12 protein-coding genes and 4 tRNA genes are annotated in these 14,812 nt (G+C 41.5%); 9 read left to right on the top strand and 7 right to left on the bottom strand.

Translation table 11 applies throughout. The features are described from left to right. Window positions 1-26 precede the first annotated feature (26 nt). From FTV11_RS03815 to FTV11_RS03795, 5 genes are all read left to right on the top strand, one after another. Window positions 27-284 (top strand): succinate dehydrogenase assembly factor 2, encoded by a 258-nt coding sequence (locus tag FTV11_RS03815; RefSeq protein WP_078189264.1) that lies wholly within the window; start codon window positions 27-29, stop codon window positions 282-284. After that, on the top strand, window positions 277-663 hold the full coding sequence (locus tag FTV11_RS03810) for a hypothetical protein (RefSeq protein ID WP_180073414.1): 387 nt from the start codon (window positions 277-279) through the stop codon (window positions 661-663). The genes FTV11_RS03815 and FTV11_RS03810 overlap by 8 nt, the downstream gene beginning before the upstream one ends. Before the next feature lie 519 nt (window positions 664-1,182). After that, entirely contained in the window at window positions 1,183-2,247 is a 1,065-nt protein-coding gene (locus FTV11_RS03805) for a hypothetical protein (protein ID WP_180021620.1), read from the top strand. Between the two features lie 43 nt (window positions 2,248-2,290). After that, window positions 2,291-2,863, top strand: a complete 573-nt coding sequence (rrtA, locus tag FTV11_RS03800) for a rhombosortase (protein WP_168379122.1) — start codon at window positions 2,291-2,293, stop codon at window positions 2,861-2,863. Between the two features lie 191 nt (window positions 2,864-3,054). Then, window positions 3,055-5,340: a TRAP transporter large permease subunit gene (locus FTV11_RS03795; protein ID WP_180003463.1), complete on the top strand. Its 2,286-nt coding sequence runs from the start codon at window positions 3,055-3,057 to the stop codon at window positions 5,338-5,340. A gap of 87 nt (window positions 5,341-5,427) precedes the next feature. Here FTV11_RS03795 and FTV11_RS03790 read toward each other — a convergent pair whose 3' ends face one another. From FTV11_RS03790 to rnr, 6 genes are all read right to left on the bottom strand, one after another. Beyond that, a complete protein-coding gene (locus tag FTV11_RS03790; protein ID WP_180073413.1) occupies window positions 5,428-6,303 on the bottom strand; it encodes a DMT family transporter in 876 nt (291 codons plus the stop codon). 66 nt (window positions 6,304-6,369) lie between these two features. Beyond that, window positions 6,370-6,807, bottom strand: coding sequence for a hypothetical protein (locus FTV11_RS03785; RefSeq protein WP_180073412.1), 438 nt, complete (start codon window positions 6,805-6,807; stop codon window positions 6,370-6,372). Between the two features lie 16 nt (window positions 6,808-6,823). After that, a complete protein-coding gene (locus FTV11_RS03780; protein ID WP_171256675.1) occupies window positions 6,824-7,033 on the bottom strand; it encodes a YheV family putative zinc ribbon protein in 210 nt (69 codons plus the stop codon). 40 nt (window positions 7,034-7,073) lie between these two features. Next, window positions 7,074-9,113 carry a M3 family metallopeptidase gene (locus tag FTV11_RS03775; RefSeq protein ID WP_180073411.1) on the bottom strand — a complete coding sequence of 680 codons (2,040 nt, stop codon included), beginning with the start codon at window positions 9,111-9,113 and terminating at the stop codon, window positions 7,074-7,076. 74 nt (window positions 9,114-9,187) lie between these two features. Continuing rightward, window positions 9,188-9,772 (bottom strand): hypothetical protein, encoded by a 585-nt coding sequence (locus tag FTV11_RS03770; protein WP_111885424.1) that lies wholly within the window; start codon window positions 9,770-9,772, stop codon window positions 9,188-9,190. A 79-nt stretch (window positions 9,773-9,851) separates the two neighbouring features. Continuing rightward, complete coding sequence (gene rnr, locus FTV11_RS03765; protein ID WP_180073410.1) at window positions 9,852-12,269, bottom strand: ribonuclease R; 2,418 nt, start codon at window positions 12,267-12,269, stop codon at window positions 9,852-9,854. 268 nt (window positions 12,270-12,537) lie between these two features. Between rnr and FTV11_RS03760 the strand changes: the two genes are divergently transcribed. The 4 genes from FTV11_RS03760 (at window position 12,538) to FTV11_RS03745 (ending at window position 13,369) form a co-directional block, all read left to right on the top strand. Further along, a tRNA-Ser gene (locus FTV11_RS03760) sits at window positions 12,538-12,627 on the top strand. Window positions 12,628-12,642: 15 nt separating this feature from the next. Then, a tRNA-Arg gene (locus FTV11_RS03755) sits at window positions 12,643-12,719 on the top strand. A gap of 45 nt (window positions 12,720-12,764) precedes the next feature. Beyond that, window positions 12,765-12,841: transfer RNA gene (locus FTV11_RS03750), tRNA-Arg, on the top strand. Between the two features lie 451 nt (window positions 12,842-13,292). After that, window positions 13,293-13,369, top strand: a tRNA-Arg gene (locus tag FTV11_RS03745). A 92-nt stretch (window positions 13,370-13,461) separates the two neighbouring features. On the opposite strand, the gene FTV11_RS03740 is transcribed toward FTV11_RS03745, so the two are convergent. After that, the gene (locus FTV11_RS03740; RefSeq protein WP_373685403.1) at window positions 13,462-14,745 is read right to left on the bottom strand and encodes an SRPBCC family protein; all 1,284 of its coding nucleotides are present in this window, start codon (window positions 14,743-14,745) and stop codon (window positions 13,462-13,464) included. Between the last annotated feature and the right edge of the window lie 67 nt (window positions 14,746-14,812).

Genomic DNA, 14,812 nt, shown 5'->3' with positions numbered 1-14,812 from the left:
GACGTGTTCAACGATTGGGGAAGACAATGACTGATGAAATCAGCTTAGAAGAGCGTAAAGTGATCTACCGTGCACGTCGTGGTTTAAAAGAGATTGATGTTTATTTTGATCCCTACGTCAAAAATTACTATTTACAAGCCGATGCAGCTGAAAAAGACATGTTTGCAGAACTCGTTGCTGCAGAAGATCCAGATTTGTTGGATTGGTTTATGGAAGTTAGTGAACCGCCACGTCCTGAATTAAAAACGTTTATTCAAAAATTAAAACATTACGTTCATGGATAATCGGCAATTCAAACTGAAACGCAGTTTTTTATCGCATGCGTTTCAGTTTTTTATTTTTGCGGTATTGATGACGCTGCTTTATCAGTTACTAACACCCATGCTTTGGGGGATATTTTTCCTCATCGGGCTAGTGGTTTATGTTCTGTTTTTCCGTAAGCATTTACACGTCACCAGTCTAGATTATTTGGATGGAACTGATTGGTCTTTGCAACGACTCAACCGCCCGGTGCAACGCGTTCAAATAAGCCATATTTTGGATCATCAAATGTATATTGTGGTGTATTTTATGCATGCACGTGCAAAACCAGTGATTATTTGGCGCGATCAATTGTCATTGAAACAGTGGAAATCACTCAAAGTATTGGCCAAAATAATCTAATTGTTAGACAGCCTTTATTTTTAAAATTCAATAAAATGCAAATATTTCATTATCTTATGTTGTGGGTAAAATAATCTTGTCTGACAGGATTGAAATTTATTGGCAAAATATTTAAATTGTCTGACAATTTTAAGCTGTGCGGTGATTCTCTGCCTATATATTAGCCTTACCAACAGCCGTTAAGGGAAATCATCATGATGATGCCAACTTGGATGTTTCTGGTAATAGCGATTGTGTTAGCAATTGTTATAGGACGACTAGGAACAGTGCTGAAGGAACAGTTAACTCAAAAATAAGCAGTCAAACGCTTTCACAGTTAATAAGTAGCATGTGCCGAACCGTCGCTATGCTACTTTTTTTTGCCTAAAATTTAGTCTTTGTAAAAAATCAGTCAATTGCATTCAGCGTGATTCATGGCACAGTGTGTCGTTCAAATTAGAGCAAATACTCTTTTATTCATTTTTTGCTTCTGATATGTTTGTCGTGATGGACATAAACACAATTATAGAGGACAGGAAAATGTCGAGCGTCCAAAAAATATGCCAGGGTGTGGCAGTTGTAGCAATAACAAGTACATTATTCGCGGGTTGTTCGCAGGTTGTAAAAACCGGTGCTAATGTTGCACTCGGATTTACAGAAAAACATATTGTGCCACCAATTTTAGCCATGGAAGATGCTGAAATGGTGTGTAATTCAGGTAATTCATTAACTCCAGCCATTATGGCCACCAAAGATATGGGCGCAGACCCAACACGTGTGGCTGTGTTGATGTATTCAGCAGCAGGGATTTGTGCAGAACAAAAAGCCTTGGATGCAGAGTTACGCTATTTACGTGCATCTAAAGCTAACCAAGTATCCGAAGCACAGGATGCTCGTGTTGAGCAAAAGCGTTGGGCGGCACTTGCTGCACAGCGTCAATATACCGGCTATCAATTATTTCAAGATCGTTTTGAAAAGAAGTATAAGAAAAGTCTAGGTGAAGGCTGTCCAAAAATGAACAGCGACATTGACCAAACAGTGTATATGTTGGGAATGTTAAGTGGCTTACAGGCCATGACCAATGATATTAACTCAGGTGGGGCGGTAAACGTTCCAAAAGACATTGCTGCGATTGTTGAACGCGGTATGGTATGTCTAAATAATGAAAAATTCTGGGGCGCACCAAATGCAACCCGCGCTGTGATCTGGACGTTATTGCCGGGTGCAGGTGATGGAAAACCTGATCCATACCAAACCTTGAAACAATCTACGCAAATTGGTGAGCAAAAAGGTGTGAGACTGTCACATGCTTTATATGCGGTTGCTGCACAAGCCAGTGGCGATGATGCGAAAATCCGTGATGCCTTACGTACCTTTGCACAAGCGCGTAGCGATGAGAAACCTGTTAATCCACAATTTAAGCTCATCGATAGCATGGCTGAAACCATGGTGAAAGGGATTTCAGATCGTTATTGGACTGAACATACAGGCGTTCGTACGGCTGATGATGGTATGGAACATTTCTGGGATGAAAGTGCCAATAGTTCTGAACTCGATGATTTGTTTAGTGGTGATATTGAAACCAGTGGCACAGCTGCAAATTAATCTTTGCAATAGCGTTTAAAAGTGAGGTACAGGAGGAGCGAAAATGAAACTACAATTTTTAATACCGAAAATTGTCTTTCTTGCCGTATTCGTTTCGATCTGTGCCTCGCTACAGGTATTTAAAGATTATTTTATCTATTGGCAAGATGACTTATTTCATGATTTTTGGCGCTTATGGACCGCACATTGGGTTCACGTCGGTTGGATTCATTTTGTTTTAAATATATTGGCCTTTATTTGCTTACCGTTTATTTTCCCACGAGTTTCGACATGGCATTTTGTTGCCATTTTATTGATTTTATCTCCTTTAATCAGTCTAAGTTTCTATTTTTTCTTACCCGATATTGAAGCCTATGCCGGATTATCTGGTGTCTTACATGGTGCCTATGTCGCGGTCGCTTGTGTGCATTTGATGTATCGACGGGAGCGAAATTTTGCAGCCTTTGTATTGTTGCTGATTTTGGCAAAATTGGTGTGGGAAAATACCGTGGGCAATACGGGAACGGCTGAATTAATTGGAAGCCCCATTTTAGTCGAAGCACATTTATTGGGGGTGATTTGGGGCATTATCATCGCCTTGTTCTATCTTGTTGGCAATTATTTCTGGGATCGTTAGCTCACTTTAGGTGATTGGGTTGACAAAAAAAAACGAAAAGAAAATACATATTGTCATTTTAATGTTTTGAATATTGATGCAAATTTAAACGTAATAATAAAACAGTTAGGTCAGGGAAAGGATCTTCTCGAGCCGCTAAGGAAAAGGATGCTTGGCTCCGCTAGGCTCCAAAATAAAAAATAGGAAGACTCATGCAAAATGATGCACAAAACAGATCCGGCATCGTCGGGCTGTTAAGGTATGTCTGGACAGAATGGATTTCGACTCTAGTCGTGTTGATCTTGCTTCTGCTTACATTGATTATCGGTACAGGGGAGATGATTCATGGTCAGCTTCTGCGTACTGGTGAGCGTTTGTATGGTAATGAAAGCATTGGGATGCAGTATTCATTTTTACGTGCAGAACCGACCAAGCCTGAATGTGACCGTAACCCGAATGTCGATGCGTTGGTGAAAACTCAAATGCAAGCCAATGCAGCAGATGAGTTTGCTGATTTTTTTGGTACGGCATCTGAGAATGACGTTCGTTCGTCTATTTTAGCGAGTGTGCAGCAGTGTGAAGAAAAGTATCAATTTTATGATAAAGCCATGCAACATATGGAGAAGCATCCGAGTATTCGCGCCTATCGTAATTTTGAAACAAGCTTCTTCGGTATCTTTAAATTTGGTACTGAAAATCGCGCCATTTTGTTGATTTTTATGGTGGTTATAGCTGCGATTAGTGCGACATTGAAAATTCATCATATTGGTCTACGCGGTCCTGCAACCAAGAAGGATTATCGTGTTTATAGCCTGATGATGAGCTTCGGTAATGGACTGTTAACCTACTCAAGTATCAGCCAATTCAATTCAGTGAAAAATTCGGGAGTTCCAATGACCACCGAAACTGAACTGATTTATTGGATGTGGATGACGCTGTTCTCAATCCTGACATTGATCAGTGTTTTGCAATTGTTTAGTCCGCCAAAAGATGCCAAAGAGGGCGGTAGTCTTAGTTTCGCGTTCCTAAGCGTGCCTTTATATGCGTATATGGCGTTGATTACAGGTATCGCCTTTATCTTCTTTATGGACTACCCGATGGGGCAAGGCATCTATTTAGGGCAATTGGTCGAGTTTTCAAGTATTTTCCTGAATCTAGCGTTATTCATTTGGGCGGGTATGTTGTTGAAGCAAACCCGTGTCGTAGATTTATTCTTGAATATTTTACGCCCATGGAACTTAGCTCCTGAGACTTTAACATGGCTGATTTTAATCGCAGCAGCATTGCCTACAGCCTATACTGGAGCATCGGGGATCTTTGTCATTGCGGCAGGCGCGATTATTTATAAGGAAGTGTGGAACGCTGGCGGACGCCGTCAATTTGCCTTGGCTGCAACAGCAATGTCCGGTTCGCTTGGGGTGGTTTTACGTCCATGCTTATTGATTGTGGTTGTTGCATCGCTAAATAAAGAAGTGACCACGGATCTGCTTTATCAATATGGTATTTATACGTTCTTGCTGACATCTACGATGTTTTTAATTGTGTCGTTATTTTTTGCAGAACATAAGTTCCGTATTGCTCAAGCCAATGTGGCAGCGCCGCAGTCAGGACGTGCCTTCTTAGCCGTTATTCCTTATATTGTGATTTTCGTGCTGATTTGGATGTTCTATAAATATTTATTGAATACAGATTTAAATGAATTTACTGCACCAGTCATGATGCCTGTTATTCTGCTGATGATCGTTTTAGTGGATAAATTACGTCATCAGCCAGCACCATTGTCAGCAGTTGGGCATTGGGATGAAACACTAACAGCAAATTATAGTGCGAATGCTGAACCTGCTTTAGCCGGCGCACAGGTTGCACATGCAGAATACCGTGAAGGATTACATGGTAATAGCACAGATGATGGGCAGGCTGCGAATCATACAGTGGCTCAATCCAGCTCTATGCAGATTCTACGTCAAGTTGGTTTTTGGAAGTCGATGCATATTTCGACCAGTGAAACCGTTGGACATATCGGTGCTTTGGTTATTTTGATGGCGCTTTCGGTAAGCGTTGGTGGATTGCTAGAGCGTACTGAAGTCATGAGTTTATTCCCAACTGATATCAGCAGTACTTTTTTGGTTATCACATTGATTGTCGGATTGATGGTCTTTGTGGGTATGATTATGGATCCGTTTGGCGCAGTCATTTTAATTTCTGCAACTATTGCTCCTGTAGCCTATCAATACGGTATTCATCCTGTGCATTTTTGGATGATTACACTCATTGGTTTTGAGCTAGGTTATGTTACGCCTCCAGTTGCATTGAACCACCTCTTGGCCCGACAGTCGATAGGGGATGCTGAAGTCAATGAAGCGGATGCTGAAGTTCGTCACTTGTCGTTTTATTACCGTTATGAACGTTGGATTTTGCCGCTGATTGTGCTGTTCCCTGCAATGTTGATTATTGCGTATCTGCCGTATTTCTTTAAGCTGTTTGGTTGGTATCAATAAATTAATTTTGAAGCATTAAAAAAGCACCTTCGGGTGCTTTTTTATTGAATAAGGGGCTGTGCATTTGATGGTAAATGGTTTGAATCTTTATGACTTTTTAAACTTATTTTGTAGGATTGGACTACAGAGCAAAATCGCTAAAAATATAAAAGCAAAGCCGAATAGGCTGTAAATGTCTGGCAGTTCCTGCCAAAGAACAAAGCCCCAAATACCTGCAAAAATAATCGTGATATAGTTCACGGGGCCAATTTGACCTGCGGGTGCGAGCTTATAGGCATTGGACATAAAAATTTGACTGATATTGGCCAAAAGTCCCGCTGTAATCAGAAAAGCTAACTCTTTTAAACTATAGGGACGCCAGAGCCAAAACATTGGGATCATGGAAATAAGTGTGCCAAAAAAGCAGAAATAAAACACAATGCGTTCAGGCGGTTCTGTTGCTGTAAGCGCACGGACAGTGACAAATGCCATGGCTGCCAAGAAGCTTGCGCTCAGTCCGATGAGTGATAACTGATTGAACATTCCTGCATCGGGCTTTGCGACGAAGAGCACGCCGATTAAACCAATGACTGCGGCAATGAGCATACTCAGGGTTATTTTTTCTTTTAAAAATAACCATGCAATTAAGGGGATAAAGATCGGTGAGGAATAGGTGAAGACCATGGCATTGGAGAGTTTTAAGTGTGCAATGGCATAAAAAAAGCCATACATTGCCACCAAGCCTACGATTGAACGCCATGTATGCATCCACAGTTTTTCAGTTCTAAAAAATGTGCTCCCTTTTTGCAGGATCAAAGGGAGAAAGATCAATAAGCCAACCGCATTTCGAAAAAATACGATGGTGGCATTATCTACCGTGTGAGATGCGTAGCGTATACAAACCCCCATGATGGAAAAAAGCAGCGCTGACAGCATGAGAAAGCCAATTGCTTTGGGGATATTCTGTGGTGTAGTAGTGGACATAACAAAAAGGCTAAAAAATCTGATGATATTCTAGCCTATAAGTACGCAGGGTGTAGCAGAAGTCGGTTATTTTGCTTGTTGTGCTAACTGGGCTTCGAGTAATTTAATTTGTTCTTCTTTCAGTTTAATCAGCTCATCTGCATCTGAATGCTGCTGTTTTAAGCTTTGTTCCTGATCATTCAATTGCTGTTGAATGTCATCTAATTTGGCAATTTCTTCTTTGGCTAAAGAGGCATTTTCAGGCACAGCTGCATCTAAAATGTCTTCTTCGACCAATTTAATGGTGTCAGTCTCTGCGGTAGGGACTGATGCTTCAGTTTCAGATTGGACAGGGACTGCAACAGGCGGTTTAGCCGGTGCAGCGACCATTTCTTCTTGAAGTGCAGATTTATCTGCTGTACTGCTGCTTAACCATTGATATGCAAAAAAGATAGCAATCAATAACGTTAAGCCCCCAATGATTCCAACTAACAGTTTTGGATTATTTCTTTGATCTACTAGCATTATGTGACCTTAATTTTTATTTAGGCTGGCGCGGCTTAAATTGGATCACACCTATATCATCTGGCACGGCTGGTTGTTCAGGTTGATCGACATGAGTCGGTCGATTTTCACTGTAACCACAATCAATGCATTCGATCCATTCGTCTTCGCCAGAGGTCAGCATGACAACCCGGTCCATCGCTTGGCATTTTGGACATTTTGCACCTGCAATGAAGCGTCGTTTAATGGTCATCATACTTACCTTGAATCTAACTAAGGTCACTAGTTTAAGCGTTTTTAGATGCGTTCGTCCAACCTTGATGACGCAGCAAAGCATCTATTTTTGGCTCGCGTCCACGGAAATTGATAAATGCGTCAAGTGCCGTATCTTTTCCGCCAACTGCTAGAATAAATTGTCTAAACGACTTGCCAGTCGAAGTATTAAAAATTCCTTCATTTTCGAATCGGTCGAAGGCATCACTCGCCAAAACCTCTGCCCATTTGTATGAATAATATCCTGCAGCATAGCCGCCTGCGAAAATATGGCTGAAGCTGTGCTGGAAGCGGTTGTAAGCTGTAGTTGGCGCAACGGCATAGTTTTGACGAATATCATCTAGCATGGCTTGAATCTGTTCCGCATTTAAAGCAGGGTTGTTGCGATGAATACTTAAATCGAACAGGGCAAATTCAATTTGGCGCAGGCTCTGCATTCCCGACTGGAAGAAACGTGCATCTAACAGTGCTTTAAGCAGGTGTTCTGGCAGGGTGTCTTGGGTTTCAATATGCGCACTCAGCATATCTAAACTATCTTGATCCCAAGTCCAAAATTCCATGAATTGGCTTGGTAATTCCACCGCATCCCAAGCGACACCATGTGTACCTGCCACAGCAATATTATCTACTTCAGTTAGCATGTGATGTAAGCCATGTCCAAATTCATGGAATAGGGTGATGACTTCATCATGCGTTAAAAGCGCGGGTTGGTCTGCAACAGGTGGGGTAAAGTTACACACCATATAGCAAATTGGTTTTTGTAAACCTTGTGCCAATTGCATGCGTGAACGGAAACCACTCATCCATGCGCCGCCGCGTTTGCCTGTACGGGCATATAGATCAAAGTAAAAACCACCAATCACTTGACCTTGATCTTCAAGTTCAAAATAACGTGCATCAGGATGCCAAACAGGGGCAGCGCGCTCAATAATATCGACATCGTATAAACGCTTGACGATGCTAAATAGACCTTCAACCACTTTCGGTGCAGGGAAATATGGTTTTAACATTTCTTGTGAAAGGTTAAATTGCTGTAATTTTAATTTTTCAGAATAGTAGCCTGTATCCCACGGTTGTAAGGTATCAATCCCATCTTGGGCGGCAATGGCTTTGAGTTCGGCAATTTCTTGTTCTGCAGGTGCACGAGCATGTTCTGCCAGTTCACGCAGGAATTGATCGACTGCTTCGACACTTGGTGCCATTTTGCTGGCAAGGGATAATTCTGCATAGTTGTTAAAACCGAGCAATTGCGCCATTTCTTGACGTAAACGCAAGATTTCTTCCATGATCGGGGTGTTGTCAAATTCAGACTGGGCTGATTGATCGGACGCGCGAGTAGTGTATGCCTGATACAAGGTTTCGCGCAAAGCACGATCATCGGCATAGGTCATAATGGCTAAATAGGCAGGAATATCCAGTGTTGCCACAGCTTGTTCCAATTCGCGTTGCTGACCATATTGTTTCAGCAATTCAACGCTGCTTGGCGGTAAACCTTTGAGCTGATCTTCGGACAATACTTTGTAATAGGCTTGGGTGGCATCCAATACATGATTGGAAAAGTCTGATGACAGTTGCGATAAACGCGCTGAAATTTCAGCATAGCGTTTTTTAGCTTCACCTTCTAAGGCCACACCTGACAGTTTAAAGTCGCGCAATGCCAGTTGAATTGCGCTTTGTTGTGCAGCAGGCAAATCTTTAAAGGTGTTGGCGTCGTGAATATGTTGATAGCTTTGATACAACACCGTGTGCTGACCCAATTGAGTGTAGTAGTCGCTTAAACTTGGTAACAGCGCTTGATACACTTCGCGGGTTTCAGGATTATTCATGACCGCATTTAAATGTGACAGCACGCCCCATGCTTCGCTCATGTTATTTTCGAGCTGATCAATCTGTTCTAAAACATTTAATTGCGCCGTCGTATTTTCAGGTACTGCAGTCAGATTATTTAAAAAGTTTTGTCCCTGCTGAATGGCATGCTCAATTTTTTGTTTTAAATCTGCCAGTGTAATTTGATCAAATTGTGGAACAGGCAAAGTTGCCTTTTCTAATGTCATGTCGGTCTGCCGATTTATTTCCTGTGTTATTTGTAGAAGTAAGGCTTCTAGAAGGATAAATCAAGCCTTGGGTGCTATTTATTCGCTCTTGTTTCACCGTGGATAGATTGAATATCTTGGATGTAGGTGCCAAAGCGCCCCTCAATGACCGATAATTTTATGAATAGATTTTGATTTTTGTAGTGTTCATATTCATCTACATTGATTCGAAACATACCAGTAGAGTCATACGGTGTTTCAATAGAATAGTAGACACTTCCTTTTTTACCATGTTTTTTAACAGCGCTTGCTTCCAATGTCACCACAGTAGGTGTACCCAAAACTAGGGTATGAAGCAGAGGAGGATAGACAACTAGATTTAAGTAAAGAAACAGAATTACAAAAATAGGGAAGAGGAGTAAAAAATAGAATTTTGGCTTTTTTTGTACATTTGTCCATGTACGTGGAATGATCCATTGTCCGTATCTATGCAGAACATAAAAGTAGATCAAAACAGCCAAATAAATCAACGTTGCAACAATGAAGGCTGTGATTTTGACTTGATTTGTTGGGGTGAAGTCTATAAAAAAGAGAGCAATCAGTGCTGAAATACTAAGTACAAAGACTAAGCATATTACATATTCATGGTAATAGTATTTAGTAATTTTCTGTGATGTCATGATTTTTAAGTGGTTTATTTTTATAGAGATATATTAAATGAAAAAGAGCGCCGTAGCACTCTTTTTTATTTAGTAAAATTTACTCACCCTTTGCTTTGGCATTGGATTTTTTCTTTTTTACTTTTAACTTTTTCTTCACTTTATCTTTAGCCTTCGCTTCAGACTTTGTTGCAGATTTTTTAGCAGGTTTTTGGCTGTAGGAGCTGGGTTTTCCTTTGTCTTTTTTGCGTCGTATGGGCTGTTCTCCATCTTCAGCAACGTTGGTTTTACGCTCTGAAAAGACTTCTTCTTTGGCTGTGGGTTTTGCAACACGAGGGGCACGCGCGCGAATAGCACGGCCTGCATGGCTCAATTGTTGAATCAATTCAAAGTCGATTTTGCGCTCTTCTAGATTTACACCAGCAACTTTAATTTTCACTTCATCGCCGAGACTGAAAACTTGACCGCGAGATTGACCAATTAAGCTCTGACTTGGTTGGTCATAGACAAAGAAGTCATCACCCAATTGGCTGACGTGGATCATGCCATCAACATATAAGTCTTTGAGCGTTACAAACAGGCCAAATTCAGCAGTCGCACTGATGGTACCAATAAATTCTTCACCCAAATGCTGCTGCATGTAATGGCACTTCAACCATGTAGTGACAGAACGTGAAGCTTCATCAGCACGGCGCTCGGTCGCAGAGAAGTGTTCACCTGCATCATCCAGCGAAGCACCAGAAATTGGGTAAGGCTTTTTCTTCAATTGTGCTTTGATGGCACGGTGAAGTAACAAGTCTGGATAACGACGGATTGGAGATGTGAAATGCGTATACGCTTCATAAGCCAAGCCAAAGTGACCTGCATTGTTCGCGCCATAATAAGCTTGCATCATTGAACGGAGTAAAACGGCATGAATACTTGGAGCATCAATACGCTCTTTGGTGGCATCAATCACGGCTTGATAGTCAGCTTGAGTCGGCTGTTCAGGGAATGGCAGCCCCAATAACTTCACAAAATCACGAACCTTTTGAATACGTGAGAACTCAGGTGGCTCATGCACACGGTACAGCATCGGAATTTCATTTTTTAATGCATATTCTGCCGCTGCGACGTTTGCCAACAACATGCATTCTTCAATTAACTTATGTGCATCATTACGGCTACGCGGTAAGATTTCATTAATACCGCCAAGCTCATCAAAAGTCATATAAGTTTCAACGGTTTCAAATTCCATCGCGTGGCGTTCAGCACGTAAGCCTTTCAACACTTGATACAATTGGAATAAGGTATTGATCGATTTACGCACATCACGGTCTTCAGGAATGGCTTGACTATTACCCTCAAAATATTCGGCAACTTGGGTATAGGTCAAACGAGCTTTTGAATGCATCACACCCGGATAGAATTCAAACTTGGTAACACGACCCGCGCGAGATAAGTTTAAATCACAGACCATACATAAGCGGTCTAGGTGTGGGTTCAAAGAACATAAACCATTCGACAGCGCTTCAGGCAACATCGGCAATACAAAATGAGGGAAGTACACCGATGTACCGCGCTCTTGAGCTTCGTCATCGAGTGGTTTACCCGGACGTACATAATGGCTGACATCGGCAATTGCCACCACAACACGATAACCACCACCTGGACGTTTTTCCGCATACACGGCATCATCGAAGTCGCGGGCATCTTCACCATCAATGGTGACAAGCGCTAAATCACGTAAATCGACACGACCTTCACGGTCTTGTTCTGAGGGTTCTTTAAAGCTGTCAGCTTCTTGTTGTACCGCTTCAGGGAATTCGTAAGGTAAACCAAACTCTAAAATGGTTTGCGGAATAATAATTTCAGTGTCTGCTTTATCAGCCATCGACTGAACAATATGGCCTGTCGCAAATTCTTCTTTGGTTGGGTAGCTGTCAATCGCAATACGCACAGAGTCACCGAGTTTGACTTTGGCATGCTCGATTAATTCTTTTTCTAAAGTAATCGGTTGGTGTGCATTGGGATTTGCCGGCTGAATAAAATATTCACCTTCATATTCAGACACTTTACCAATAATTTCTTTGACACGATGCTGTAGAACTTCAGTAATAAAGCCCCATGCCTTGCCTTTACGGTCTACCGATGTTTGGCGGACTTTAACACGGTCACCATTAAACACCTGACGCAACTCACGTTCAGGAAGTAAAAGGTCATCTTCACCGCTAATATTGGCTGTGCCTAAACCTTTTGAGTTGATATAAACCGTTGCTTCATGAGTCGGTTGCTCAGCTGCAAGCTGGAACTTAAATCCATCTTTCATCAACTGACCATCTCGAACCATCGCAATCAGACGATGGCTCAGTGCATCAATACTTTTTTGATCGGCAATTTCAAAATGTTCTACAAGATCGGCATGCGACATTGCAGTTTTCAGTTGTTCAATCGTCTCTTGAATTAGAGTACGGCTTGGAATTGGATTGTCATAACGTTCGGCTTCAGCTTTTGCTTCAGGGTCGACCCAGTTTTTCATATGTATTTGGCTTCAAATCAGAAGATTAGGATTAGCATAAGTCATGCAAGCAGATACTGCACGCAATTGATTGCAATAAAGTGTTTTATGCCGATATTTTATAATGTTTAAAGCCGAAAAGTAGGGGATAGCAGCGCGTGCTGAACTAATTTTGCACTAATTTTTTGAAAATCGTTTAAAAAATATCTAATTGAGTAAAAAAATGAAAAAAATATAACGACTGTGCTTGCAGTCGTATCATGATCTTTGTATTATGGCGGCACGTTACGGTGAGATGGGTGAGTGGCTGAAACCACATCCCTGCTAAGGATGCATACGGGCAACTGTATCGAGGGTTCGAATCCCTCTCTCACCGCCACGATTTACTTATGTCGCGCTCATAGCTCAGCTGGATAGAGCACTTGGCTACGAACTAAGGGGTCGGGAGTTCGAATCTCTCTGAGCGCACCAATAAGTAAATCTGAAAACGTAGTCTTTTAAGACGACACAAGTTACGCGCTCATAGCTCAGCTGGATAGAGCACTTGGCTACGAACTAAGGGGTCGGGAGTTCGAATCTCTCTGAGCGCACCAACTTGAACAAATTACCGCACATGTTGCGGTTTTTTTGTGCTTGTGATTTATCGCTTTGATATAGCTGTCTTTTGTCTTTTGTCTTTTGTCTTTTGTCTTTTGCTTTTATAAAGCGTTCTATTCCATTTGCTTTCTTCAACAGATTAACGCTTATTTCAGATGTTCATGGTGATGCATTTTTTTAAAGCTAAGATAAAGAAAAGTTGGGTGAGTTAAAGCAGTGATTCAATGATGGCGATAGATTTGTTATCTATCTTGAGCATTTATACGTGAGTATTGCTAAGTTTAAATTCCAAACTTGTGATGCAAAAGCCATTAAAAAAGTAAATCTGGCTGATTTTTAGCGTGTTTAAAGGGCAATTGTTTATTTGCTGTGCGTTTGGTTAAATTTATATGAAAAAGCTCTTAACAAAAAATAAAAATCACGTATAATGAGCCTCATCAAGACATCGCGCTCATAGCTCAGCTGGATAGAGCACTTGGCTACGAACTAAGGGGTCGGGAGTTCGAATCTCTCTGAGCGCACCAACTTGATCAAGATTGAAAAAACCGCACATGTTGCGGTTTTTTTGTGTCTGAAATATAGCTAAAAACAATAAATTCAGCTCATCCTCGAGGTTCTAACTTAACTTCTGTTTAACTTTGAGTGCAAAGACCGTATTTCCGCCTAAAGCCGGCAACATGTCGTGATACGGCAGACTGCGCATAGCACGAAGTAAAAACGGTGCTTTGTCATCAATCTTCACCGCACTGGTCAATTGTAATAATGACCCTTGTTGTAAGGGGCGAATATGCATTGCGCCTCGGACAAACTTTAAGTCTCCACCTGTCGCGGTGTATTGATTTTGCAGTAAGTCTGGGTAGTTAAAACGCATTTTAAAATCAAAGGGAATATTGATCACACCTAAACCCACCGAAATTTTATAGTCGGCATCCATCAGGTGCGGATTAATTTTCTGCACTTGCATATGTTTAACTTGTCTTGGAAATAAGTGCTTGAACGAAGACACATTAATCCAGCGCTGTAAGCTCGAAGGCTCTTGTGCATAATATTGAAAACTGGTGCTAAAGCGCATCAATTCATAATTTTGCCCAAAGGGAACGCGCTGCGCTGTCAAAATAAAGGACACAGGTTCTTTTGAGCTTTGACTTAATTGGGTGACTTTGTCGAGTTGAGAGGCATTTAATTTGAGTTCAGGTAATTGATTTGCAGCGAGAGTTTCGCTGCTAAAGGCTTTAAATCGGCGCTGTAATGATTCGAGTAAAAAACCATTGGTTCCCGCAGGAATCCCTAATTTGGCATCGGGTAAGGCATTTAATATTTTGCTAAACAAAAAACCTTTGGGCTGATTTAAATCGCCCCATTGGGTCACACTAATCAAGGTGTGTTGTGCATCTATCTCAAACCATTCAATTTTCCCTGTACCAAAGGGCACCGGTGCTTGTAGAACCAAACTATTAATGCTGTTGTGCTGAATTTGGTGCTGTATCACCACGGTTTCTTTAAAGTTTAAAACCGGAATTGGTGTCGGGATATGGATGCGATATTCAACTTGGCTGGTTGAACCTTGTTGTTGCAAAACCTCAGCAGATTTTAGCGTGGGAAATAAGCCTGCATAGTTTGGATAATTACTGAGTAATCTCGCCACATTTTTGCTGTTGGTTGGGACAACCACGGCGGCACTCTGAAATTTACCAACGACTTTTTGGCCTGCTTTCATCGAGGGTAGACTAATTTGCTGTGAAGGATGTGCGAAAATCACGATGTGATCACCGGCAAGATTTGCCAAGGCTTTGGCATTGCCATTAAACAAGTCCAAACTACTAGGGATCTGGGGTTGCCATTGAACGAATTTGGCCCAACTGGTCGATATGCTCAGTCCAGTCAGAAACACCAGCATCATGATTATTTTTGTTATCTGCATGTCACATCCTGCGTATGCAATCTTTTATTTGTTGCTGTTTTTAACG

Origin of the sequence: Acinetobacter sp. YH12231, from assembly GCF_013417755.1 — a bacterium.
Taxonomy (GTDB): Bacteria; Pseudomonadota; Gammaproteobacteria; order Pseudomonadales; family Moraxellaceae; genus Acinetobacter; species Acinetobacter amyesii.
The sequence above is the reverse complement of the archived record's forward strand: the minus strand, read 5'-3'. Positions and strand labels throughout refer to the sequence as shown.